Source organism: Kribbella antibiotica (genome assembly GCF_004349055.1).
GTDB classification, from domain to species: Bacteria; Actinomycetota; Actinomycetes; order Propionibacteriales; family Kribbellaceae; genus Kribbella; species Kribbella antibiotica.
In genome coordinates this window covers 1-24,469 of record NZ_SMKX01000053.1, presented here as the reverse complement: position 1 = coordinate 24,469, position 24,469 = coordinate 1, and the positions used below count along the sequence as shown (strand labels likewise).

The window sequence follows — 24,469 nt, the reverse complement described above, 5'->3', positions numbered from 1 at the left end:
ACAAATCGGCCATAGACTGCTCTCCGACCGGCTACGGGTGTACATCCGCCGGTCTGTTGGAGCATGCGGCTCGGGGCGGGCTTCTCGCATGCATCGCCGCAATCCTGGGGGTACCCATGTTCACTGCTCGGTCCGCACGCGCTACCGGGGCTCGATGGCGCCGGAAAATCACCGCCGCTACGCTCACCGTCGCTCTCTCGACGGCCGTCATCACGCTCACCGCCCCGACCCGGGCGCTCGCCGAGGACGCGAACATCACCTGCACACCAACGCAGAACGTCTTCGCCATCAAACCCACCGGCCAACTGATGCTCTACAAGTTCAACGACCTGAGCAGCACGACTACCCCGGCATTCACCGGCAACCCGGCTCAGATCGCGACCGGCTTCAACACCTTTTCCAAGCTGTTGGCCGGGCCGGACGGATGGATCTACGGCATCAGGCCGGCCGAGAACGGCAGCGGGATGTTCGCCTACCACTGGAACGGCACCGCATTCGACGTGTTCGCCAAGCCGATCGGTGGAACGCTGTTCAACATCTATGCCGTGCAGTCCCGAGTGAATAAGATCACCATCGACGCGCGCGGCGACTTCTACTACCTGCAAGACGACGGAACTCTGCGCCGATCCAAGTACAACGCGGCCGACGGCACCTTCACACATCAGCCCGTGGCTAGCGGCTGGGGCGTCTACAACGCAATCACGGCCGTTGGCGACGGCGTCATCTACGCCCGCACTCCTGCCGGGGTCCTGCACCGCTATCACTTCGAACCCACCAGTGATCGCTACATCAGTCACCGTGTGATCGGCGAGACGTCCTGGGACACCTTCGGTAGCTTCTTCACCGTCGGAGGAGACACGATCCTCGGCATTCGGGCAGGCAAGACGCTACTTCACTACCGGTACCGGATCGATCCGGTACCGGCGGGCTGGGTGTTCGAGGCCAACGATCAAGGCGGAGGCTGGGACGGATTCATCGATGTAGCCGGGACCTCGAACGCCTGCAAGCTGACGAAGTCGTTCGTCCCCGCCACTCCGCCGGCACCGACCGAGAACAACTCTCCAGTGACCGTCCTGCAGTCCAGCAATGGATCACTGGAGTACGGCTACACCGACAACATCGGCCGCGCGAAGTGGGGCCGACAGACCGATCCGACCGACTTCGGCGGCACGGCTTGGACCCCGCTCCCCGATACCAGCGCCTATGTGGGTGCGCCGGCCCTGGTCCAAGGCGCCGACGGCAAGCTCGACATCACTGTGCGCGCCGCGAACAGCCGTGCCCTGGGCTTCATCCCCACCACGCCCAATGCTCCGCTGGTCACTGTCGACCGCGCTGGTCTGATGGCCACCGGCGTCGCAGCACGCAAGAGTCCAGTAACGAACAAGATGGTTCTGTTCTCGGTAGACGATGCCGGCGGCCTCTGGACCAAGGTCGAGGGCGTCGATGGCTTCCTTGCCTGGCAAAAGCGCAGCAGCACTCCGGTCCTGACCGGCACACCTGTCGTCGGTCCTGGCCCCAACAACACCCTGACGGTTATCGGCAAGGACGCCGACGGAACCTTCTGGGCAGCGGCTTGGAACGGCACAACACTGTCGGCCTTCAGCAGTCTCGGGGGCTCGGGCTTCACCGGTAAGCCGGCGATCGTCCGCTACCCCGGCGACCTGCTCCGAGTCTTTGCCCGGGACGCCGACGGCCGGATCGCAACGCAGAAGCAGAGCGCTGCCGGTACCGCCTTCCCGGGAACCTGGGAACAGATCGGTGACGCGGGCCAAACCTGGCAAGGTTCGCCGGGGGCCATCATTTCTCCGGACACCGGCCTGGTCGAGGTCCTCGTCCGTGGGTCTGACGGCAACAACTATTTCGCGCAGGAAGTTGCCCAGGGCAGCGGAACCTGGCCGCAGTTCAAGAAGATCGTCACAAAGTTCACCGAGCAGTACGCCCCTGACCCGACACCGTTCGTCTACACCGACAGCGGCGATCCGAAGTGGGCGTTCGCGACCTACAACCAGGACTTCCAGGTCCGCGTGATCACTGCGAGCACCGTTACCTCGTCGACGCCGGCCAAGTCCGCAGGCGTCAGCAAGGGGGCTGCCACCACAGCCGAAGCGGACCCGGCCTTTACCGTGAATCCGCTCCCGTAGCGTTCGCCAGCCCGGCATCGTCGTACTGGCTCTGATCAATTCTGGATGCGGGCCGAAGACGACGCGCCCCTCGCTGTTGCAGCGAGGGGTGCGCGGCAGCCGACGCGCGCCACGCCCTGCAGGCCCGTCCGATAGGCTCCCGGCGTCCGCGAGCGGTCGCGGCACTCGAGGAAGGCAACCGGACATGCATGCACACGCCGCGTCGGCGCCGAACGGTCGCACGTGGGCGGTCGCAGCCCGGTTTGCCTGGCCGGCCGTTGCCCTGTACGCCGCCACCCGCGTGCTGACATTCGTCGTACTGGCCATCTGGAGCAGGAGCACGCCGGAAAGCCTCGGCAAGGTGCTTGGCGACTTCGACGGCACACATTATGTGCTGATCGCCGACCAGGGATACGACGCCGTGGCGGGCGGGAAGGAAATGGCACTCTTTCCCCTCTATCCGATGCTGGTGCGGGGGGTCGGCTGGGTATCTCCGTTCTCCACCGCCCAGAACGCGATTCTGATCAGTGTGGCGGCCTCGCTGGTCGCGGCCTGGGGGATTTTTGCCGTCGGCAACCACTTGGCGGACCGGCGTACTGGGATCTTGCTTGCGGGGCTGTGGGGCGTTGTACCGCACGCGTTGGTCGAGTCGATGGCGTACACCGAATCGCTCTTCACGGCACTGAGCGCCTTTGCCTTACTGGCAATGCTGCGCCGCAACTGGGTCGCTGCGGGCGTGCTGACCGCACTGGCGGGTCTGACACGGCCATCCGCGATCGCATTGGTGGGAGTGGTCGGGCTGGTTGCGCTGATAGCGGTTGTCCGTCGCCAGGACGGGTGGCGACCGTGGATCGCCGGGGTGACCGCTCCCCTGGGGTGGCTGGGCTACATCCTCTGGGTCGGCAACCAGACCGGTCGCATCGACGGCTGGTTCCATATCCAGAAGACCATCTGGCGATCGTCCTTCGACTACGGCACCTCGGCGTACCGAGTTGCCAAGAAGGCCCTCACCACCGCGTCGGCCCTGGACTTCACGGTTGTCACCTTCGTCCTGGTCGCCGCGATCCTATTGCTGGCCCTGAACGCGGTCGACCGCCTCCCCTGGCCGTTGTTGCTCTACTGCGCCCTCATCTTGATCTCCTCGATCGGCGCCTCGAACTACTACAACGCCAAGGGCCGCCTCATCCTCCCGGCCTTCCTGCTGTTACTCCCCGCCGCCCGAGCCCTGGCCCGAACGCAGACCACCAAGGCCGCGCTGATCTTCACGTTCCTTGCTGCCACCTCAGTGACCTTCGCGGGCTACCTGGCCTTCATCTGGACGCTCTCCCCGTAGCGGCACAGGCGAGCCAGGGCATGTGTTGGAGCGCTCACCGGCTGCCGAACTCCGGTACGGTCGGACCGCGGAACGAGCAGAGGGTTGGTGTGAGAGTGGTAGTTCGAGGGCGGATGGCGGTGCCGGGGGCCGCACTGGCCGCGGTGGCTGCGGTGGCTGCGGTGATCCTCGGAGGCGTGCTCCGTGGCACCTACCCGTTCGGTTCGCACGGTCGCAACATTCTCGACCTGGGCCATCAGTTCATCCCGATGCATGCCCATCTGCGCGACCTGCTCACCGGGGCCGCGCCGGGCGACTTCCTCTTCAATTGGTCCAGCGGGTACGGCGTCCCATACCTCGGCGACTTCATGGCGTACAACGGGGCTGCGCTGTCCTGGATCGTCCTGTTGTTCCCGCGGAACAAGATCGACCTCGCGCTCTACGTGATCATGCTCGCGGCGATTGCAGCCGCGGCCGCCGCGATGACGGCCTACCTGCGGATGCTGCGCCCGAGCGCGCCGAGCTGGCTAGCCGCGCTGGCCGGCGTCTCGTACGCCACCTGCGGCTGGGCACTCGACGACGGCGGCTACATGACGGGCTGGCTCTACGGACTGATCGCGTTCCCGCTGATCTGCCTGCTCTGCGAGTGGGTCCGGCAGAGGCGCACCGTCATGCCGCTGCTGGTGGCGCCGTTCGTGATCGCCCTGTTCTGGTACTCGCACTTCTACACGGTCTATATGGCCACGCTAGGTGCCGCATTGGTCCTGATCGCCCGCGTGCTGTCAGATCCCGACGGCGGCTCGTGGCGGCATCGGTTCACCGGTTCCGTGCGCTGCCTGGTGGTGGTCGTCGTCGGAATCGGCTTGTCCGCACCGCTGCTGGTGCCAACCTTCAAGTCCGTTGGGTACGCCCGGCCGAGCCCGGACGAGACCTTCCACCCGATCGGCTGGCTGTCGTTCCTGGGCCGGCTGCTGCCCGCGTCCGAAGGCGTCGGGCGGACGCCAGGACTCGCGATCGGGACAGTACTGCTGCTCGCCGCGCTCAGCTTTCCGTTCAACCGGCGGATCGCTCGACGCGAGCGGATCGTCTGGTCGGTCGTCGTCATGCTGACGCTCGTCAGCATGCAGGTCCGCATCACGCACGAGATCTGGCACGGCTTCGACTCGCCGAACGGAAACCCGTTCCGGCAGGCGTTCATCGTCGCCGGGATGCTAGTGACCATCGGCTGGCTGTCGCTGGCCGCCGGATTGCGGAACGTCCTGGCGATCGCCGTACCGGTGGTGCTCGTTGGTGCCCTGTATGGCGCCGCCTTCGGCGCGTGGTCGACGACTCCAGTCACGCAGGTCGTCGTGCCGGTCATGCTGATCGTGGCAGTTCTGGTCTGGGCGGCTTGGCGTTGGCGACCGTCGCTCCTGGTCGTTCGAGTGGCCGCAGCCGTGCTCGTGGTGGCGGTCCTCGGCGAGGGGGCTGCTTCGACGTACGCGATCGACAAGGCACGGGCGGAGAAGTACACCGTCACGCCGGCCTGGGGTGCGCGTCAGGAACAGGCTCGAGCACTGGTGCAGTCAGCGCAAGACTGGCCGCGGCAGCGGGTGTCGGCGGGTGCAGTCAGCACCGTGAACGATCCGATGCTGATCGGCGGCGAGGGCCCGGAGTACTACAGTTCGACGATCCCGGACGAGCTGTCGGAAGAGCTGATCAACCTCGGCTTCGGGTACTGGGCGTTCGGACGGGCTGTCATCGATCCGGCCAACCCCGTGATCGATGCGATCTTCTCGGTCGGTGCACGCGTCCGGAGCGACGACCAGGGTGGACTGCAGTTGGTGCGGAGCTCGGTGTCGCCATTCGTCACGGTCCGACCGGGCAAGCCCTGGATCTCGGCCGATCCCGGGCCGTTCGGATTGCAGGAGACCGCACTCGGTGGCGACGTCTACGCGATCCCGAAGCTGACGGTCCTGCCCGCCGCCGGATCCCAGCTCGCGATCAGCAACCGGCGCCCTCGCCTGCTAACGATCAAGTTGCCTGCGGCAGCGCCGACCCCAGCGGAGTTCCGGCTCTCCGGGCGCTGCCAACCTGGATCCCAGCTCTATCTGTCCGGCCGCGAGTTCGCCGGTGAAGCGCTGCTGGACGGGCGGTGGACGCCGATCCTGCCGCCGATGGCGAAGCGGCCGGGGATCTACAGCGGCGGCGCGCTGCTTCCGGTCGGCTCACCCGACGCGAACGGTGCCTTCGGCGTACGACTCCGGACGGCGGTCTCGACTCAGTTGCCGGTCGGAGCCATCGGCTGTCTCGACCGCAGCAAACTCGAGCTCGCCGTCTCCCGGCTCGGGCAGAGCCAACCGGCCGAGGTCCGCGTCGGTGGCCACAACATCGACGTCAAGCTGACGCCTGGCACACAGGGCCGGGTAGTGATGGGAACGGTCCTGTCACCGGGCTGGCAGTGTCAGGTCGATGGTCAGGCGGCCCGCAAACCAACCCAGGTGGCGGGCTTGATGGCCGTGCCGGTCAGCGATCAGGCGACCGGCGTTGCATGCGTCTACCGCCCAGCTGGCCTGCGGCTTGGCCTCCTAGCCGGAGCCGCCGCCTTGGCGGGGCTCCTGGCTCTGGTCGCCGCCCTGAAGCTCCTTGAGCGCCGCCGCAGTGCACCCCCAACCCCCTCCCAGCCCTAAGCCCGCCAGGGCATGTGCTGGAGGGCCCAGGTGTTGCCGTCCGGGTCGGCGAACCAGGCGTAGTAGACGCCGCCCAGGTCCTCGATCTCGCTGACCTCGACGCCACGGTCGACGAGTTGTTGCCGTGCTGCTTCGAGGTCTTTGACGACCAGGTGCAGGCCGCGCTGGGAGCCGACCGGCATGTCGACCTGCGGGAGACCGGTGGAGAGCAAGATCGAGCAGTACGAGCCGGGCGGAGTGAACTGCGCGATCCGTACGCCGTCGGTGGGGCTGATGTCGACGTCGCAGGTCCAGCCGAGTTTGTCGGCGTAGAAGGCCTTGGCTCGGTCGACATCCGCAACCGGCATCGGCAACAGTTCGAGCAGAAACGCTCCCGGCACCACCAGCGGATGCGCCGGGTCCACGGGGATGTCGGCGAGGTCCTTGGGGACCTCGGTGCGTTCGGTCATGGTGATACCCCCACGCTGCTCAGGCGGACTTCTTGGTGGCCTTTTTGGGTTCGGCTTTCTTGGCTGCTGCCTTTTTGGCGGCGGTCTTCTTGGCTGGGGATTTGGCTTCGGCGGTCTTCTTGGCCGGGGCCTTCTTGGCTGGGGCTTCGCCTGCGGCGGCTCGGCGGGCCTTGGCGGCTTCTACGGAGGCGCGGAGGGCGGCTACCAGGTCTACGACCTCGGCGCCTTCGGTCTCTTCCTCGTCGGACTCGGCGGGAAGCGGGACGCCGGCGGCCTTGGCTTCGACAACCTGCTCGAGGGCGGTGCGGTATTCGTCGTGGTACTGGTCGGGGTTGAACTCGCCGCGGAGGGTGTCGATGTAGGAGGAGGCCATGGCCTTTTCCTGGGAGCGGATCTCGACGTCTTCGGGTGGGGCGGCGAAGGCGGCGTCGCGGATCTCGTCGGGCCAGAGCATGACCTGGAGGATCAGGATGTTGTCGACGGTGCGGAGCAGGCCGAGGCTTTCGCGGGAGCGGAGGGCTACCTTCACGAGGGCGTAGAGCTCGGAGCCTTCGAGGGCGTCGCGGAGCAAGACGTAGGGCTTGGCGCCGGGGCCGCCGTCGGCGGCCAGATAGTAGGACTTGCCGAGGTAGAGCGGGTCCACCTGGTCGGCGGGGACGAACTCCAGGACGTCGATGACCTTCTTGCTGGTCAGCGGCAGGTCGGCGAAGTCGTCCGGTTCGAGGACGATCATCCGGCCGTCGGGCATCTCGTAGCCCTTGCCGATGTCGGAGTACGGCACCTCTTCGCCGTCGATCGAGCAGATCCGCTTGTAGCGGATCCGGCCGCCGTCGGCGACGTGCACCTGACGGAACGAGATGTCCTTCTCCTCGGTCGCCGAGAACACCTTGATCGGGATCGTCACCATCCCGAACGAGATGGCACCCTTCCAGATCGCCTGCATGTCATCAGCTCCCTAAAAGTCCGCCGCGGGGTCCCTCCGCGGCGAGGAGATCCGGGATCTCCTGGGTTGCGTACCACATCAGATCTTCAGCCTCGCACGAGTCGAGGGCGAAGAGGGCGTCGTCGTCACCGTTCTGCGCAGCTGGCCACAATTCTGCGGCTTTTCCGACCGTTCCGGCAGCGTCAGCGTCAGCGGCATCAAGATGGACGGCCGCCACAGCGCGCCACGGCACGACTACGTGCAGCTCCAGGCGGGCGTCACCGAGCTCGGCGGCACCGTCGGCCGGCGGAATCGCGCTCACCTCGGCGGACACCACCACCCGGCGGCGCGGCGTACCGGGGTCGTCTGCGAGTAGGCCGACCGAGGCGCGGGCGGCCTGGGTCATCGCGGCGTACTCGAGATCCTCGTCCTCGGCTTCGGCGTACCACTCGCGCAGCGCCGGGGTGACGGCGTACACAGTGAGCGGCTGCGGGCCGAACTCAGCGGCGTGGCAGGCGTCATCGAGCAGCCGCAGCGTGGATGGGATGTAGATCCTCATGAACCTGCCTTCTTAGTGGTGCTGCGGGGCTTTTTGCGGCCCCGCGAAGCCCGGTTGTGGCTGCCCTTGGTGGTGTCGACCAGTTCGTCGAGGGCATCGGTCACACATTGGGCGAAAACAGCCAGATCGGGCATCGCGGTGCGATCCGCGTTCAGCCCGTAGAACACCTTGCCGTCGTACGACGTGACGCCCACGGACAGGCCCTGCCCGGGCATCAACGGCACCACCGGGTACGACGCCAGCATCGGAGCGCCCTGTGCATACAGGGGGAACTGCGGGCCGGGCACATTCGTGATCACGACATCGTCGATCGGACGGACCGTGGCCGTGGCCACCCGGGCGGCGAGCGCGTGCAGCGTGGTCGGCGCGAAACCCGCGATGCCGACCAGCGAGCGGGCGCTGACTGCGCGACCGGTGTCCTTGTGAACCTTGGTCTGATACGAGATCTGGTGCAGCCGCATGACCGGCGAGTTCTCCCCCACCGGGAGCGTCACCGCGGAGGCGATCACGCGGGAGCCAAGCGAGGTCGGCTCCTCGTCATCGTCGTCGCGAATACTCACCGGGACCACCGCACGCACATGCCGCGTCGGGCCGACACCTTCGCCCCGCGTCATCATCCAGGCCCGTACGGCGCCTGCTACCACCGCGAGGACGACATCGTTGACCGTGCCGCCGTGCATGGCGCGGACGGTCCGGTAGTCCTCGAGGTTGGTCTCGACCGTGGTGAACCGGCGCTGGCCGGAGGTCTTCACATGCAGCGAGCTCTCCTGAGCGTGCTGACGCGCGGCCAGCGAGCCGACCACGCCACCGAGGACCTCCCGGACCGAGGTCGAACCGGTCAGACTGGCGATCTCGGCCCGAGCCAGCTCCAGGGCCGCGGTCGGGTGCTTGGCGGCATCCGCGAACACCCCGGCCAGCAGCTCCAGAGCGGACGGCGGGTGCTCAGGCTGCCAGGTATCGGTCGGGGTCTCCTTCGGCTCCGCAGTCGCGTCGAGCACGACCTGGCCGATGTCGACCGTGCTGTTGCCGTCGACAAGCGCCTGGTGCGACTTGGAGATGATCGCGAACCGGTCGCCCTGCAGACCCTCGACCAGATACATCTCCCAGAGCGGGCGGGCGCGATCCAGCCGGCGCGACATGATCCGGGCGACGAGCTCCAGCAGCTGGGCATGCGTGCCCGGCCGGGGCAGCGCCGAGCGCCGGACGTGGAAGGTGATGTCGAACTCTTCGTCGTCCACCCAGACCGGCCCGGCGAACCGCCCGGGCACTTGCTGCACCCGTTGCCGATACCGCGGCACGAAGGCGATCCGGTCGCGGATCAGCGCGACCAGGCTCTCGTAGTCGAACTCGTCGTCACCGTGCACCGGCGGCTCGAAGATGTCGACGGTGCCGACATGCATCGGGGTGGCCGGTGACTCGGCATGGAGAAAGGTGAGATCCAGCGATGACAGCCGATCAGGCATGGAGCGTCACCTTTCCTCTCTGGCGGATAGCTTTCCGTCACCCTAGCCGCACCCACGGACAGTGGGCTGCGACACTGCTTGCTACGGGAACACTGAGTCTTCCGCGTTCGTACTGCAAGAGGGCGCGTCCCGTGCTCCAAGAACCGAATAGACCCTTTGAAAGGCCCCTCAGACCCATGCGTTCGACGATCGCTCGCGGTACCGCCACCGCTCTCCTGCCCGCTCTGGCCGTGTTCGTCCTGGCCGCCTGCGGGAACGAAACTGCCAGTGGCGGCTCCCCCAGCACTCCGACGACCGCCCCGACGACGGCCACCTCCGACGTACCGCCGAACACGCCGACGCCGGGCAAGCCGAACTCCGGCCCCTCGAACACCGCCGACCCGTCCGGTGACCAGGCTGACGTGACGATCGCCATCACCGTTGCCAACGGCAAGGTCAACCCGAGCGGCGCGACCATCAAGGTGAAGGCCGGTCAGACCGTTCTGGTCACTGCGGTCAGCGACGCCGACGAAGAGCTGCACATCCACGGCTACGACAAGGAGCTCGAGCTCACCCCGGGCAAGCCCGCGCAGGTGAAGTTCACGGCCGATATGAAGGGCACCTTCGAGGTCGAGACGCACAAGAGCGGCAAGCTGGTCGCGAAGCTCGTCGTTTCGTGACCCCGCTGCTGCTCCCACTGCACGGGATCGGCGGCCGGCAGGACCTTCCCGTACCGTTCGGCCTCGCGGTCGGCGGTGCGGCGGTGGCCGTCGCGCTCTCGTTCGTCATCCTCGGGCTCGCCTGGCGGAACCCGAAGTACCGGGGCAACGAGTCCGGGAAGCCGTTGCCGAGTGCAATCACCCGGACGGTCGATGCCGGCTGGTTCCGGTGGGTGGTCCGGCTGGTCGGCCTGGCGATCTTCCTGTACGCCGGAGTCGCGCTGGTGTTCGGTGTGGACCGGCTGACGAATCCGATCTTCGGCTTCATCTACATCCTGCTCTGGGTCGGGCTGGTACCGGTCTCGATCCTCCTCGGCCCGGTCTGGCGCACGCTGAACCCGCTGCGCACACTGCACCTCCTGCTCTGCAAGCTGCTGCGGCAGTCGCCCTCCAAGGGCCTCCTGACCTTGCCGCCGCGGCTGGGACTCTGGCCGGCCGCACTGGGCATCTTCGCGTTCACCTGGCTAGAGCTGGTCGCACCGGACCGCGCCACCATCCCAGTGCTCGAGGCGTGGCTCGCGCTCTACGTGGTGATCACCATGTTCGGCGCAGTCCTGTTCGGTGACCGGTGGTTCGCGACCGGCGATCCGTTCGAGGTCTACGCGACGCTCATGTCCCGTCTGTCCCCCTGGGGCCGTCGTACCGATGGCTCTCTCGTCGTACGGCGTCCGCTAGAGAACCTGGATGGTCTGAAGGCTCAGCCGGGACTCGTGGGCATGGTGGCCGCGCTCCTGGGCTCGACGGCGTACGACGGCTTCTCGAACTCGTCGGCGTGGGTCGGCTGGGCGCAGAACCAGGATATCTCGATGACCTGGCTCGGCACGGCCGCACTGATCGTGTTCATCCTCTTCGTACTCGTCACGTACTCAGGTGCCACCCTGCTCGCAGGACGGCTGTCCGACAGTTCCCGTACGACGCTGCCTGGCCTGTTCGCGCATTCCGTCGTACCGATTGCCCTGGGCTACGTGATTGCGCACTACCTGACGCTGTTCATCCTGGAAGGCCAGCGGACGCTCATCTACCTGAGCGACCCGCTCAGCAACGGCGCCAACGTGTTCGGCACCGGACTGCTGGCTGTGAACACCGGTATCACCAACCACAGCACAGCAATCTCGGTCATCCAGGTGCTGGCAGTCGTAGGCGGTCACCTGCTCGGTGTCATCTCCGCCCACGACCGCGCCGTCGCACTATTCCCCCGCCACAAGGCCCTGGCCGGTCAGCTCCCCCTGCTGATCGTCATGGTCGGCTACACCGCAGGCGGCCTGCTCCTGCTCTTCTCGAGCTAGCTGTTGGGTCTCACGCGCTCTCTGGAGAGGTGGAGCGCGTGAGGCCTCGGCTGGTGATGGCGAGGACGATGAACGCGATCAGGCCGAGGATCAGGTGCGAGTTGCCGGGGATCGACTGCCAGAAGGTCCAGGACAGTTCGCGGTCGTCGCGGTACGGGACCCACCAGATCGAGCGCAGGACGAACAGGCCGTACCAGAGGACTCCGGCGACCACGGCGGGGTTGAGGCCCCAGACGCGGTTGACGCCGCGGATCAGGCTGATGCCGAGCGGGATGATCCAGACCCAGTGGTGGCTCCACGAGATCGGCGAGGCGTAGAGGACGGCCAGTGCCATCACGGAGACCGCAGTGACGCGCTCGTCGGCCAGCCAGTACTTGCGGGCCAGCCAGAGCACGGCCAGGCCGACGATGACCGAGGCAACGAACCAGGTCGGCTGCACCCAGCTCGCGGTGTTGCCGAGGCGGTGCAGGAAGCCGTTGAGGGACTGATTGCCGGAGTAGGCGATGCCGCCGACGCGGTTGGCGTCGAAGACGACCTCGGTCCAGTAGCGCCAGGACTGCTTCGGGGCGAAGGCGAAGCCGACCGCGATCGTGGCCAGCAGGCCGAAAACGGCGTTCCGCAACGCTTTCCACTGCTTGGTGACCACGAGCAGCGCGAGGATCGGCAGCGGGGTGAGCTTGATCCCGATCGTGACGCCGAGCCAGAAACCGCGCAGCCGGGCGTCGTTCGGCCGGATCAGGTCCAGCAGGATCATTGCCACCAGCATCAAGTTGATCTGGCCGAAGTCGATCGTCGCCCAGACCGGCTCGAGCACCAGCGACAAGATGGTCAGCGCGACCAGAACGGCCGTCCGCTTGCGCTGGGTGACGAAAGACCAGAAGGTCTTCGGCAGGCTCGCGCGCCAGATCAGCATCAGGCAGAGCACGGACGCAGTCGTCCACACGACCAGCGCGACACCCCACGGCACGATCGCGAGCGGCACCATCGCGATCGCCGCGAACGGCGGGTAGGTGAACGGGAGCCCGATCCCCGGCAGTTTCGCGTCGTACAGGGCCGGTCCGTGCAGCAGGGCGTCACCGCCCAGCCGGTACACGCGCAGGTCGATCATTCCGTGGTACTTGCCACCGATCCAGGCGCCCAGGGCAACGAGTGCCGCCGCGGCGAGGATCCAGAGCAGTACGCGGCGCCGATCGATCGGCCGGGAGGCAGGGGTGGTGGTCGTCGTCGTGCTCACGTCAGGTCTGCTCCGAACAGGGACTCCAGCTCGCGCCGGGTCTCGTCGTACGAGGTGTGCAGGATGCCGGTCATGCCGACGGCACGCGCGCCGTCGACGTTCACTTGGAGGTCGTCTACAAAGACGCACTCCGCGGGCGGAAGGTTCACGCGCTTGGCCGCGAGCAGGAAGATCTCCGGCTCCGGCTTGCGCAGTCCGACCTCACCGGAGATGACGATGTCGTCGAACATGCCGTCCCAGGTGTCGCGGGGGTAGGTGTTGCCCCACGAGTTCGACAGCAGGGCGGTCCGGATGCCGAGCCCCTTGGCGCGGCGGACCAGCGCGTTCATCGCGGGGACATGCTCGAAATGGGCGAACATCCGCTCCATCAGGCCCTCGGCCGGCACCTCGGTACCGTCCGGGCGGAGCAGGATTTTCGCGAGTTTGCGCTCAAAATCCGGTACGGCGATCTGTCCGCGTTCGAGCGCGTGCACCGGATTGATCTCGGCCGCCTCGGCGGTCTCGACCGGCAACCAGGCCATCACGGCAGCGACGTACGCGTCGAAGTCGAAACCGTCCAGCTCGGCCCAGCGCCGCAGCGCCGTGTCGAGACCGGACGTCAGGACGCCACCCCAGTCCACCAGCAGTCCACGGGGTACCGCGTCGACCTCAGCCATGCCGGTCAGCCTACTCAGGACAAGCCCGGCCTCACCGACGTGGTCCTGCTGGTGACTGTCAGTGGCTGTACTCGATGTCGATGTCGCCGGAGGAAGTCTTGGCCTTGAGACTGCGGGTCGAGCCGGGGTCGACCTTCACATTCCGCTCGTTGTCGCCGGACGAGGTGTCGGTCTCGACGTGGTAGCTCTCGTCGCCGGCGGGCAGCATGATCGTGACGTCGCCCGAGCTCGACTTCGCGTCCACCGACTGCGGTGCCTCGGAGAACTCCAGGTCGGCGCTGCCCGAACTACTCTTGGTCGTCACCTTGCCCGCGGTCAGACCGTCGGCCGCGATACTGCCGGAGCTGGACTCCATCCGCAGCGAGCCGCCCAGGCTCTGCGCGACGATGTCGCCCGAGTTCGTCTTCAGTTCGGTGTCGCCGGTCATCCCGGACACCTTGACCGAGCCGCTGTTGTTCTTCACGGTCAGCTTCACGTCCCGCGGGACGGTCAGCACGTACGACGTTTTGCAGTTGAAGGAGAGGAATCCGCAGTTGGCTTCCTTGAGTCGCAGCGTGCCGTCCTTGAACGAGTCCTCCGGGTCGGACCCGAACGCGTTCCGCTCGAACTGCCGATCGATCTTCAGCTCGTCGCCGTCACCGGGCCGGATCTCGACACTGATCGAACCGCCCTCGACGACCAGCGAATGCTCGGCGAGCTTGTAGGTGCTCTGCCCACTCTTGGTGCCCTCGGTCAGACCGGTGAGCGCCCAGTAGACCCCACCCAGGATGAGCGCGACCGAGATCGCAATCCCGTAGCGGCGCTCGGCACTCATCGTGCTCGCCGGCCGCCCTTGCACGTCGGACATCGGTCTCCTCTCGCGGACACCTAGCAGCCTGACAGATCGGCTCGCATCTGTCGGTGGGGATAACCCCCGTATCTCCCTGGGGCTGACCCTGAGCTACCTGACGAAGGTTGCGTCGATCGAGGTGGCGAGCTGCTGCAGGGACTTGCGGAGTTTGCTGGACTTCGCGGCCTCGGACAGGCTGCGGCCGACCGCCATCGCCGCGTCCACCGCGCTCAGGTCGTACGGAAGCAGAGCCGACGCCTGAATACCGGCGTACTGGCTGAGAGCCTCGGCGACAGCATCGGATGGTGAGCTGCCCAGCGAGCCGGAGCGGATCCGGTTCACGACCACGCGCAGGGTGACCGAGGGGACGAGCCCGCGAACCTCGTGGATCGCGCGGATCAGCCGGGTCAGGCCGACCGGGTCGGCCGAGCCGACGACGATCACCTCGTCGGCCTCCTCGAGCGTGGCGACCGTTGCCCCGTTGCGTCGCGGCGCGAGCGAGTCGAACGAGATCTCCTCGTCGGTCTCGATACAGAACCCGAGATCGACGATCGTGCACGGCGACAGCAGCCGCGCGGACGACCAGATCGACTCCACGGCGGCTGGGCGCAGCTCGGTCCAGCGGTCGGCGCGGCTGAGCCCGGTCAGCACCATCAGATGCCGCTCGACCTGCCGGGCATGCTTGGCCAGAGTCATCATGTCCAGCGTGCCGCTCGACGCGGAGCGTGCCGCAGCGGCCAGGCCGGAGGTCTCGTCGAGCATTCCGAGCAGCTGGGCGACAGTGCCGCCGTACACGTCGCAGTCGGCGAGCAGGGTGGGCATGCCGCGCGCTGCGAGCTCGGAGGCGAGGCCCACGGCGACAGTGGTGCGGCCCGGCGCGCCAGTTGGGCCCCAGACGGCGAAGATCCGACCGGTGCCAGCCGCGTACTCCGGCTGGTGGGTCTGCATCGGCGTCTCGCCCCCGGTCGGCACGAAGCCGCCAGCGAAGTGTGACAACGCGATCGGCGGACCGGCGTCGACCGCGTCGCTGATGGCTCGGCCGAGGTCCTCCGGACTGACGTCAGCTGGCAGGATCCGCTCGATGCCCATCCGGCTGAGCCGGTCCTCAGGCCCGAACGCTTCGCCGGTCTCACTCGGGTCAACCAGCGCCAGTACGGCGATGCCGCGCGCGTGCAGTGCGGACACCGCATCCGAGGTCAGCCGCGACAGGTCATCGGCGAGCAGGACCGCGCGTGCCTGACCGCTCGCCGCAGCCGCCATCACGTCGGCGATATCGACACAGCGCCGTACGACGCGAATGCCGGGTGCGCGCTCAGTCCGCCGTACGACGTCTGCTTCCCACGGTGCACCGGTCACCGCGAGCAGGACCGGAATCGCCATCAGGCCGCCCGCCGGACCAGAGTCGGCTCACCCTGGCTCATCGCGGTCAGCGCGGCCGGGAGCTTCTGCAGGTCCTTCGGAGTCAGCGCGACGAGCACCTGCCGCCGGGCCGAGCCGCCTGCGACACCCTTGACCGCATCGATCTGCAGGACGCGGATATTGCTCCACAGCAGCTTGGCAGCCTGCTCGTCGTCCTTCGGCACCACCCAGATGTCGACCCGGTCGCCATCTGCCGTGTCCGACGGCAGCTTGCCGGACGCCACCGACAGCGGCAGCTCAGTGCGGCTGCTGTCAGCCTGCGTCACGGCCGCGTCGCGCGGCAGGAACTCACCGGCATCGACTGCGCGGGCCACGATCAGGCCCTTCATCTCGGCGTCAGCAGCGACGTACTGCTCGGCGTCCTGACCGCTGGTGAAGCGGACGCGCACGGTGGTGAGGTCCTCGCCGGTCAGCTTCGTCCCCGCGGGCAGGTCCCGCTTGGCCGCCCAGATCGTGGTGGTGTCATCAGCTGACGACAGCAACTTCGCACCGGCCAGCGCGGTGATCGCGACCAGCAGCACCCCCAGAACCAGCCGACCGTCCTTCCAGCGTGCCCGCTGGTTGCGCTGCGCCGGGATCGACGGCGCGCCGAACCCACCTCGCCCTGCTGTGTCGACCACGTTTTCGGCTCCCCAGTCTGTTCCGTCGTTCCGGCGGACATTCTGCCGTGTCCGCGAGTCCACCGTGAGCGGTCATCCACAGGCTGTCACAGCCTGGGGACAAACGCGATCATCCTCGGGCGAACCATGGCAAACTAATGAAACCCGCTACTACCTGAAGGAGTCTCACGATGCCGGCACCGCGTTTCCTCCAGCTCGCCGACGTCGCCGAGGTGCTGAACATCTCTGCCAACCAGGTTTACGCACTGGTCCGCCGCGGTGACATTCCCGCGGTGAAGATCGGCGGGCGTGGTCAGTGGCGGGTCGAGGCGACCGAGCTCGAGAAGTACATCGAGCGGCTGTACACCGAGACCAAGCAGTTCATCGACTCTCACCCGTTCGGCGAAGAGGCGGAGCAGACCGAGGACGCGCAGCTCTAGCGCCGTCGTACTGCTTGGAGGGCTTGGGTGGGGATGAGGCGGACGTTGTAGACCTCTGAGCGTCTGCGGGGGGCGTCCAGGGGGTGCTCGGCTACCTCTAGGAAGTCGGCGCCGACACGGTCGATCGTGCCCGTGATGGGCAGGCCGCCGCAGAAGACTGTGACTGGGGAGCGGTCTCGGGCTATGCCTCGGAGTAGATGGGCCAGGCCTAGCTTTCCGGCCACTGCGCCTACGGCGGGCTCAGCCCAAGGGCCCAGGCGGTGTACGGCGACCAGGGCGCCGACGGGGATGAGCCATTCCTCGCGGCCGGCCTCGATCAGGAGGCAGTCCTTGCCTACCCGGGTGAGCAGGCCCTGGAGAGGCTCGGTGCCGGAGAGTTCGATTCGGACGACTGTGTCAACGGCACCGCGGAGGCGGTCGAGCACCGTGATCTTGCCGACCTCGGCGCGGATCCGGTCGGCGACTTCGCCGTACAGGTCACCCTCCTGGAGCGCCTCGAACTGCGACTCCAGGTCCTCGAACAGCGCATCCCACTGCATGCAGGTCAACCTACCGTGCACGCTCGGTGACGTATCCACTTGCAAACCTGGCCTAGTTCCGGTCTATAGTGGTCAAGCCAACGCAAACTAACGCAAACTCATAGGTCGGAGGCGAAGCGAGGTGAACCGGATGCTTCGAGGAGTCAAGAGCCTGCTGTCGATCGGGGCCCTGGTCGGCGTCGGGTTCGCCCTGCGGTGGATGACCGCCGGCACATTCTCCGCGCTCAACACCAACGACCTGGACTCGCTGACCGTGCTCGCGGTCGGTGCCGTCGCCTGGGTCGCCTACGCCTGGCTCGTCCTCGCGGTGCTCGCCACCGCCCTCGAGCAGCTCCCCGGCGCAATCGGCCGAGTGGCCGGCGTCCTCGCCACCAGCATCACCTCGTCGACCTCCCGAGCCCTCCTCCGCTCCGCCCTCGGCGTCGCAGCCGTCACTCCGCTCACCGTCGGTGTCGCCAACGCAGCAGCCCCGCACACCTGGACGGCCCCAGAGACCGGTACGACGCAGCCCGCCGCCAACTGGCGAGCCACGGAGCCCCGCTCCACCGTCCAGTTCACCGGAGCCGACTTCCGCACCACCGAGCCGCGCTCGTCCGCCCAGATCGGCGGCGAAGCCCAGGCCGATTCCAACTTCCGCGCTACCGAGCCGCGCTCATCGGCCCAGATCGGCGGCGAGGCACAGGCTCAACCCGACACTCGCGCCGCTGCCGCCCGCTCGTCGGCCGAGACCAACGCCCAGCCGCAGGCTCGCCCTGCGGCGCAGGCCGACTCCAACTTCCGCGCTACCGAGCCGCGCTCATCGGCGCAGATCGGCGGCGAGGGCCAGGCCCACCCCGACACCCACGCCGCCGCGGCACGCTCGTCGAAGGAGACCGGCACCAAGCCACAGGCCCGCCCGGACTCCCCCACCACAAAGTCCGCCTCCGACTTCCGCGCCACCGAGCCGCGCTCGTCAGCACAGATCGGCGGCGAGGCACAGGCCCACCCCGACACTCGCGCCGCCGCGCCCCGCTCGTCGGCCGAGAGCAACACCCCGCAGGCCGACTCCACCTTCCGTGCGACTGAGCCCCGGTCGACTGTGCAGCCGGGGGCCGCTCAGCCGGCTCTGCCGCCGCAAGGCGTACCGGTGCCGGATCGGCCGGAGACAGGGGCTTCGACGCGGTACACGGATCTGCAGTCTGGGCGTGGAGTGAACGTGCCCAAGCGGGTGACGGTCACGCCTGGCGACACGCTGTGGGACCTCGCGGCGAAGGAGCTTGGGGCGCGCGCGACCAGTGAGCAGATCGATGCACGGTGGCACCAGTGGTACGCGGCGAACCGCCAGGTGATCGGCGACGACCCGAACCTCATTCTTCCCGGCCAAGTTCTCCGAGTGCCGCCCACACACCAGGAGCAGTGACATGAGCCAGATGCAGATCAGCGAACCAACCAATGACACGCTGCTGCTTCGGCAGGAGCAGCTGCGCCAACTGAACGTCGTACCGCCGGCTCGGGACACCCGGCCGGGTCTGCCGGAGGCACGCGCCTGGGGTGGTCGGTTGGCGCAGGCGGTGTCGGAGGTGCTGGCGGGCGACCGTCCGGTGGCTCAGCTGGTTCGGTTCACCGACGAGGACGTGTTCCTCGAGCTCAACCGCCAGGTGCGCATGCTGGGGCTGACCACGACCGCCATCGGCCGCGGCACGAAGGAGCGGTGCACGCTGCGATCGGTGCGGGTGTGCCGGCCGACAGAGGAGGTCGCCGAGGTTGCTGCGCACGTGCGGCACGGCGGACGCTCCCGGGCAGTCGCCCTCCGGATGGAGGTCCGCCGCAACCGCTGGGTGTGCACGGCCCTGGAAGTCGGCTGAGCCTCTCGCGCAGTTCCGCGAGGCCGTTCGAGTTGCGGCCGAACTAATGGTGAAGCATGGGCGTCATTAGAGCGCAACTTCGAGTCGTTCGGGGGAACGAACAATGCAGATGGTTCTCGAGGAATTGAGTGCGGCAGAGCGCGCCCGAGTCGCCCCGGAAGTGCGGCGGCAGCGCTGGAGCGAGCGAGTGCCGGCGCTGTATCCGGTGGCCGTGCGCTATCACCGCGCCCGTAAACGCATCGACTGGCTGCGATCCAGTACGGCGTACGCGCGGGAGCGGCAGGCGGATGCGCTACCGGTGCGGGTCAAGCGCCACAAGTCGTTGTTGCTGCGGCAGCTCGGTGAGACCGAGATGTGGATGCAGCACAACAAGGTGACCAACCTGCGGCTCGCGTGTGAGCAGGTCGACGGTCTGCTGATCCGGCCGGGTGAGACGTTCTCCTTCAACCAGGTGGTCGGCAACGCAACGCGCCGCAAGGGTTACCTCAAAGGGATGCGCCTGTCGAACGGTCAGGCACGGCCGGGGATCGGCGGCGGAATCTGCCAGCTCGCGAACCTGCTGCACTGGATGGTGCTGCACTCGCCGATGACGGTGACGCAGCGGTCCACCCACAGCTTCGATCCGTTCCCGGACAACGGCCGGGTGCTGCCGTGGGGTGTCGGGTGCAGCATCGTCTACAACTACGTGGACCTGCAGTTCCGCAACGACACCGACCAGACGTTCCAGCTCCGAGTTGGCGTCAGCGACCGGTATCTCGAGGGCGAGATCTTCACCGACGTACCGGCCGCGACGTCGTACCGGGTGTTTGCGCAGGGCGAGCGGTTCCTGCGCGCCGGAACGGACTACTTCCGGCGCAACGAGATCTGGCGGACGGTGATCGACCGGCGCACCGGCCGGACGACCGCCGAGGAGCTCGTTCGGGAGAACGTTGCCCTGGTCAAGTACGTGCCGACCGGTGTGACCGTGTACGACGTTGTGGACTAGGGCGTGAGCAAGACCTTGCCGCGGGTGCCGCCGGCCTCCACGAGAGCGTGCGCACGTGCGGCGTCTGCGAAGCCGAAGGTCTGCGCAACCCGTACCGACAGCTCCCCCACCTCGACTCGGCGGGCGAGCCCGTCGAGCATGACGCCATCGTCGATATGCACGCCGTAGATCTCGACAGTGACAGATCGCTCCGGCTCCGGAACTGCGAACGGGGTAAGGGAAATGAACTGCCCACCGTCCCGCACCGCCGCGATGCTCTCCGGCCGGCCGGCCGCATCAATCACCACGTCGAACGTTCCAGCCGGCGGCCCGTCCTCCGCCTCACCGTCCGAGAAGATCTCCGCAGCTCCAAGCTCCTTCAGCAGGTGCTCGTCGGAGGCACGAGCCAGTCCGGCCGGGTTCCAACCGCGGACCGCGGCCAACTGAACGAGGTACCCACCGACCGCACCCGCCGCCCCGCTCACCAGCAACCGGCCGTCGAAGCCCGGCTCCAGTTCGCGGAGCGCCTGCTCGGCGGTTAGAGCTGCGAGCGGGAGCGCTGCCGCATTCACCAACTCAACGTTGCTAGGGGCAACGGCTGCCAGATTCTCATCCAGCGCAACGAATTCCGCCGTCACTCCGGCACCGGTACCGAGCTGCGAACGCGAAGCGATCACTCGATCGCCGACCTGGAAGCGCGTCGTACCAGGCCCTGTCTCGACGACCGTTCCAGACACATCCCAGCCGACGACAGCCGGCATCACCGGCGACGGGATGTCACCACGCCGGACGGCGACGTCGACCGGATTCACCGCAGCCGCTGCCACCTGAATCAGGATCTCCCCTGACCCAACCACCGGCTCGGCAAGCGAGGCCACCGTGAGCACCTCAGGCGCTCCGTAGCTCTCCATGACGACGGCTTTCATGCGTTCTCCTTACGAGATCGACCCAGCCGGCGCATCGCCGGCTTCTCCACACCTGCATACAGCACCCAGGCTGCGCCAAGCGTCAGCACCATCTGCGCCAGCAGCACACCGACGCCGGCCACAGTCCCGAAGTACTGGTCTCTCAGCGCATCACGGACAACGTTCAGCAGGATCAGATGAATCATGTAGAAGGCGAAGGACACTTCACCCAGCCAGACCACCGGCCGGCTGCGCAGTACGGACGGCCGCCCGGAGACATCCATCAGCGCCACGGCCGGAATCAGCAGCGCCATCGGAATGACGAAGACCGCGTCCAGGGTGAAGAGCCACGGAACGTGCAGCGACAGCGCGTACGTCGCCACGCAGGCGAGCGCCGCGGGAAGCGGGCGCACGGGGAACCTGCGGCCGGTCATCAGAATCCGCGCCATCACGATGCCCAGCACGAAGTCGAGGCAGCGCACCGGCGGCAGCATGTAGACGCTCCAGTACTGCCACACCGAAGCCGGCGAGCCCTCAGGCATCGGAGGGTTCGAGGGCAGCAACACGTACGACAGAACCGGTACGACGATGATCGCGGCAGCGATTCCGGCCGCCCAGCGCCACAGGTGAGCGGCCGGGATCTTCTTGATCCAGCGCAGGAACAGCGGGAAGCACAGGTAGAAGAAGAGTTCGCAGGCCAGCGACCAGCTCGGCGGGTTCACCCCGAGGAAGACCGAGAACTCCGGGATCCAGGCGTGGATCAGGAAGAGGTTCGGGACGGCCTGCCACCACTGGGTGGTCGCGCCGGACAGCAGCACGATCGCGAGGATCCAGGTGACGAGGTGGTTCGGGTAGATCTTGAAGAAGCGGCGCCGCCAGAAGTGCCGGGGCTTGTCGCCCTCTCGCGCGGACCAGGTCAGCACGAACCCGCTGAGGATGAAGAAGAACGTGACACCGGCCCAGCCGGCGTTGCTGGACAGCCACCGGTAGCCACTGGCCAGATCCGGATCGGCGAACGGATTCAGGGCCGGCAGCGCCAGCGACGAGTGGTAGCAGAAGACCAGGACGGCAGCGATGAAACGTAGTCCGGTCAGTGAGGGAAGCCGGCCGTGCACGGCGGGCTGTGGCGGTGTATCGCTGTTTTTGGGCAGCACAACGTGATCGGCGGACATCGGAATACCTCACCAGAGAAGGCGGAAAGGAGCAGAGGAACTGCACAGCCGGAGCAAGGGGCGGGCTCGCTCCGGCCGGGTGACTCGGTCGGTTAGGGCGTGTCTCTTAGGTCAGCGCCGTAGCGAGCATGTGCCCGGTGCGGTAGCTCGGCGTGCTGGAGGGGAGGCCTCGATGCTTTTCCATCGTGGCCTTTTCTCCAGTGCGGCGAGGTGCCGTGCCGGGTGCAGCGCAGTAGGCGGGGACTTAAGAGACACGTCCTAGTCCCGATCGAGGAATTCGACGATCAGCTGGACGAGCTCGGGCGTCTTCTCGAAGACGACCATGTGACCGCTCTCCAGCTCGGCGTACTCGCTGTCCTTGAGGGCCTCGTGGATCTCCCGCGAGTGCTCGACCGGGATCAGCAGGTCCCGGGTCGAACCGACGACCAGGGTGCGAGCGGTGACCGACGACAGCCGGTCGGTGATGTCGACCCGGTGGTCGAGCTCGATCTGACGCAGCGTCCCGGCCTCGGCCGTGATCCCCGCGACGGTGGCCTTGACGCCCTCGGCGCCGAAGCTGGCCAGGAACGGCGGCGAGAAGATCAGCAATGCGCTGTACGCCCCGAAGGCCTCGGCGTCGAGGTCGGACAGCCGGCGCCACAGGTCAACGGCGAGCTGCTGACGCGCGTCGTCGTTGCGTGCCCAACCGTTGATGACGATCAGCCGGCGTACCCGCTCCGGGTACTTGGCCGCAGCCGCAGCCGCAACCACGGCGCCGAGCGAGAAGCCGACGATGTCGAACGGCTCGGACGTCACGGCACCGGCCGCGCTGATCACCTGCTCGACCAGCTCGTCCAGGCTCAGGTCATCGGCGTGCAACGGCGTCTTGCCGCTTCCCGAGAAGTCGGGGGTGATGACGGTGTGCCGCTCGGTGAAGTGCTCGCGGACGTGGCCCCAGTTGGTCTCGCCGTCCGCTGCCGTGCCGTGCACGAACAGCAGTCCGGGCCCACTGCCCTCAGAGGTGTAGTGGACGGGGGTGCCATTGACGTCGATCGTGGGCACGAAATCTCCTTGTATCTACGGTGTTTTTCGGACTGCAGGGGAAATCAGGGGTCAGTGCGAGACTGCGGCAGGCTCCTTGGTGCGGGACTTGACCGGCCGCGCCCAGCGACGCATCACCGGGCGTTCGACACAGACCATCAGGAGCCAGCCCACCAACAGGGTCGCAAAGAAGAAGCTGATCAGCACCAAGATCGCCGGGAACGGACTGAACAGCTTCTCGTCCATCAGCCGGGTGCGGATCGTGTACATCACCACGTACTGCGCGAGGTAGAACCCGAACGAGACTTCGCCGAGCCACTGCCAGGTGCGGTTGCGCAGGAAGGTCGGCGTACCGTCGATGTCGGCCCGGGCGATCGCGCAGATCAGAACGCCGATCGGGATGACGGTGACCAGGTTGAGGCCGTAGAGGAACGGGACGACCATGGCGACCACGTAGCCGACGACACAGAGCACGGCAGCGGGGATGATCCCGACCTTCGGCACGGCCCGGGCCATCACGAGCCGGGCCAGGATCATGCCGAGGACGAACTCGAACATCCGGACCGGCGGGAAGTTGTACCCGAACCAGAACTCCCACAGCGAGACGCCGAAGCCCTCCGGGGTGGGCGGGTTCTGCGGCATCAGGAAGTCGGTGACGAGCTGGACACCCAGCATGCCGACGACCATGCCACCGGCCCAGAACCACAGCGTGCGCTCCTTGATCCGCTTGATCGGGCCCAGCAGGAACGGGAAGAGCAGGTAGAAGAGCAGCTCACTGCACAGCGACCAGCTCGGCGGGTTCACGCTGATGAAGGTCTCGTGCTGCGGGAACCAGGAGTGGAGCAGGAACAGGTTCGGCAGCCAGGTCGAGACCGGCGTCACGGCACCGGCGAACAGGATCATCGCCAGCGCCCACATCACGATGTGGTTGGGGAAGATCTTCAGCACCCGGCGGCGCCAGAAGCCCGTCACCGTGTCGCCGGGACGCGCCGACCAGGTCAGCACGAAACCACTGAGCACGAAGAAGAACGACACACCCATCCAGCCGGCCTGGCTGAACAGCGTCCGGAAGCCTTCTTCCCACGCCTTGTCGGCAAAGGGATTCATCGGCGGATCGCTGAAGGTCGCGTGGAAGAAGAAGACCAGGGCGGCCGCGATGAAGCGGATCCCGGTCAGCGACGGAAGTTTGGTCCGGAAACTCTCGGCGGTGTTGCCCTCGGCAACAGCAGGCGGTGACAAAGTCATGGAACCTGTTCCTGCTCCACTCCTGGTTCCCGCAGCACGAGACCTTCATCAGCGTGAACCCGCCGAGCTGGTCGCTGTGCAGTGAGCTGCTCTTCTACCTGCTCTTCCCGTTCCTGCTGGGCCCG

General features: G+C 67.1%; 23 protein-coding genes. 9 read left to right on the top strand and 14 right to left on the bottom strand.

Annotation, left to right across the window (positions count from 1 at the left end; all coding sequences use genetic code 11):
• The first annotated feature begins 116 nt into the window (after positions 1–116).
• The 3 genes from E1263_RS19440 to E1263_RS19430 all read left to right on the top strand — a co-directional run bounded on the left by E1263_RS19440 (position 117) and on the right by E1263_RS19430 (position 6,101).
• A complete protein-coding gene (locus E1263_RS19440; RefSeq protein WP_132169307.1) occupies positions 117–2,141 on the top strand; it encodes a tachylectin-related carbohydrate-binding protein in 2,025 nt (674 codons plus the stop codon).
• A gap of 184 nt (positions 2,142–2,325) precedes the next feature.
• Positions 2,326–3,453, top strand: coding sequence for a glycosyltransferase family protein (locus E1263_RS19435; RefSeq protein WP_202868960.1), 1,128 nt, complete (start codon positions 2,326–2,328; stop codon positions 3,451–3,453).
• 113 nt (positions 3,454–3,566) lie between these two features.
• Positions 3,567–6,101 (top strand): YfhO family protein, encoded by a 2,535-nt coding sequence (locus tag E1263_RS19430; protein ID WP_165956682.1) that lies wholly within the window; start codon positions 3,567–3,569, stop codon positions 6,099–6,101.
• Here the strand turns inward: E1263_RS19430 and E1263_RS19425 are convergent.
• From E1263_RS19425 to E1263_RS19410, 4 genes are read right to left on the bottom strand one after another with little or no spacing between them, the layout of a single operon-like run.
• Positions 6,098–6,550: a VOC family protein gene (locus E1263_RS19425; RefSeq protein WP_238161331.1), complete on the bottom strand. Its 453-nt coding sequence runs from the start codon at positions 6,548–6,550 to the stop codon at positions 6,098–6,100. The two genes, E1263_RS19430 and E1263_RS19425, sit on opposite strands and share 4 nt — an antisense overlap.
• A gap of 19 nt (positions 6,551–6,569) precedes the next feature.
• Positions 6,570–7,493: a non-homologous end joining protein Ku gene (ku, locus tag E1263_RS19420; RefSeq protein WP_132169303.1), complete on the bottom strand. Its 924-nt coding sequence runs from the start codon at positions 7,491–7,493 to the stop codon at positions 6,570–6,572.
• A gap of 4 nt (positions 7,494–7,497) precedes the next feature.
• A complete protein-coding gene (locus E1263_RS19415; protein WP_132169301.1) occupies positions 7,498–8,031 on the bottom strand; it encodes a DUF6912 family protein in 534 nt (177 codons plus the stop codon).
• On the bottom strand, positions 8,028–9,494 hold the full coding sequence (locus E1263_RS19410; protein ID WP_132169299.1) for a WS/DGAT/MGAT family O-acyltransferase: 1,467 nt from the start codon (positions 9,492–9,494) through the stop codon (positions 8,028–8,030). Before E1263_RS19410 ends, E1263_RS19415 begins: the two co-directional genes overlap by 4 nt.
• A gap of 176 nt (positions 9,495–9,670) precedes the next feature.
• Between E1263_RS19410 and E1263_RS19405 the strand changes: the two genes are divergently transcribed.
• Entirely contained in the window at positions 9,671–10,153 is a 483-nt protein-coding gene (locus tag E1263_RS19405; protein WP_132169297.1) for a cupredoxin domain-containing protein, read from the top strand.
• Positions 10,150–11,478 (top strand): hypothetical protein, encoded by a 1,329-nt coding sequence (locus E1263_RS19400; RefSeq protein ID WP_132169295.1) that lies wholly within the window; start codon positions 10,150–10,152, stop codon positions 11,476–11,478. The genes E1263_RS19405 and E1263_RS19400 overlap by 4 nt, the downstream gene beginning before the upstream one ends.
• Positions 11,479–11,488: 10 nt before the next feature.
• On the opposite strand, the gene E1263_RS19395 is transcribed toward E1263_RS19400, so the two are convergent.
• From E1263_RS19395 to E1263_RS19375, 5 genes are all read right to left on the bottom strand, one after another.
• On the bottom strand, positions 11,489–12,712 hold the full coding sequence (locus tag E1263_RS19395; RefSeq protein ID WP_132169293.1) for a glycosyltransferase 87 family protein: 1,224 nt from the start codon (positions 12,710–12,712) through the stop codon (positions 11,489–11,491).
• Positions 12,709–13,368, bottom strand: a complete 660-nt coding sequence (locus E1263_RS19390; protein WP_132169291.1) for an HAD family hydrolase — start codon at positions 13,366–13,368, stop codon at positions 12,709–12,711. The genes E1263_RS19395 and E1263_RS19390 overlap by 4 nt, the downstream gene beginning before the upstream one ends.
• A 58-nt stretch (positions 13,369–13,426) precedes the next feature.
• Positions 13,427–14,215 carry a DUF4097 family beta strand repeat-containing protein gene (locus E1263_RS19385; protein ID WP_132169290.1) on the bottom strand — a complete coding sequence of 263 codons (789 nt, stop codon included), beginning with the start codon at positions 14,213–14,215 and terminating at the stop codon, positions 13,427–13,429.
• Positions 14,216–14,308: 93 nt separating this feature from the next.
• Positions 14,309–15,577, bottom strand: coding sequence for a CpaE/TadZ family protein (locus E1263_RS19380; protein WP_132169288.1), 1,269 nt, complete (start codon positions 15,575–15,577; stop codon positions 14,309–14,311).
• Complete coding sequence (locus E1263_RS19375; RefSeq protein ID WP_132169286.1) at positions 15,577–16,236, bottom strand: SAF domain-containing protein; 660 nt, start codon at positions 16,234–16,236, stop codon at positions 15,577–15,579. Before E1263_RS19375 ends, E1263_RS19380 begins: the two co-directional genes overlap by 1 nt.
• A gap of 170 nt (positions 16,237–16,406) precedes the next feature.
• Between E1263_RS19375 and E1263_RS19370 the strand changes: the two genes are divergently transcribed.
• Positions 16,407–16,655 (top strand): helix-turn-helix domain-containing protein, encoded by a 249-nt coding sequence (locus tag E1263_RS19370; RefSeq protein ID WP_132169284.1) that lies wholly within the window; start codon positions 16,407–16,409, stop codon positions 16,653–16,655.
• On the opposite strand, the gene E1263_RS19365 is transcribed toward E1263_RS19370, so the two are convergent.
• Complete coding sequence (locus E1263_RS19365) at positions 16,652–17,194, bottom strand: hypothetical protein (protein WP_132169282.1); 543 nt, start codon at positions 17,192–17,194, stop codon at positions 16,652–16,654. The genes E1263_RS19370 and E1263_RS19365 overlap by 4 nt on opposite strands.
• Positions 17,195–17,324: 130 nt before the next feature.
• Between E1263_RS19365 and E1263_RS19360 the strand changes: the two genes are divergently transcribed.
• From E1263_RS19360 to E1263_RS19350, 3 genes are all read left to right on the top strand, one after another.
• Entirely contained in the window at positions 17,325–18,593 is a 1,269-nt protein-coding gene (locus E1263_RS19360; protein ID WP_202868959.1) for a LysM peptidoglycan-binding domain-containing protein, read from the top strand.
• Position 18,594: 1 nt separating this feature from the next.
• The gene (locus E1263_RS19355) at positions 18,595–19,038 is read left to right on the top strand and encodes an Rv3235 family protein (RefSeq protein WP_132169281.1); all 444 of its coding nucleotides are present in this window, start codon (positions 18,595–18,597) and stop codon (positions 19,036–19,038) included.
• 103 nt (positions 19,039–19,141) lie between these two features.
• Entirely contained in the window at positions 19,142–20,023 is an 882-nt protein-coding gene (locus tag E1263_RS19350) for a VanW family protein (protein ID WP_238161330.1), read from the top strand.
• Here E1263_RS19350 and E1263_RS19345 read toward each other — a convergent pair.
• From E1263_RS19345 to E1263_RS19330, 4 genes are all read right to left on the bottom strand, one after another.
• Positions 20,020–20,928 carry an NADP-dependent oxidoreductase gene (locus E1263_RS19345; RefSeq protein ID WP_132169279.1) on the bottom strand — a complete coding sequence of 303 codons (909 nt, stop codon included), beginning with the start codon at positions 20,926–20,928 and terminating at the stop codon, positions 20,020–20,022. The two genes, E1263_RS19350 and E1263_RS19345, sit on opposite strands and share 4 nt — an antisense overlap.
• The gene (locus E1263_RS19340; RefSeq protein WP_132169277.1) at positions 20,925–22,079 is read right to left on the bottom strand and encodes an acyltransferase family protein; all 1,155 of its coding nucleotides are present in this window, start codon (positions 22,077–22,079) and stop codon (positions 20,925–20,927) included. Before E1263_RS19340 ends, E1263_RS19345 begins: the two co-directional genes overlap by 4 nt.
• A 258-nt stretch (positions 22,080–22,337) precedes the next feature.
• Positions 22,338–23,120: an alpha/beta fold hydrolase gene (locus tag E1263_RS19335; protein ID WP_132169275.1), complete on the bottom strand. Its 783-nt coding sequence runs from the start codon at positions 23,118–23,120 to the stop codon at positions 22,338–22,340.
• Between the two features lie 51 nt (positions 23,121–23,171).
• Entirely contained in the window at positions 23,172–24,344 is a 1,173-nt protein-coding gene (locus tag E1263_RS19330) for an acyltransferase family protein (protein ID WP_132169273.1), read from the bottom strand.
• Positions 24,345–24,469 lie beyond the last annotated feature (125 nt).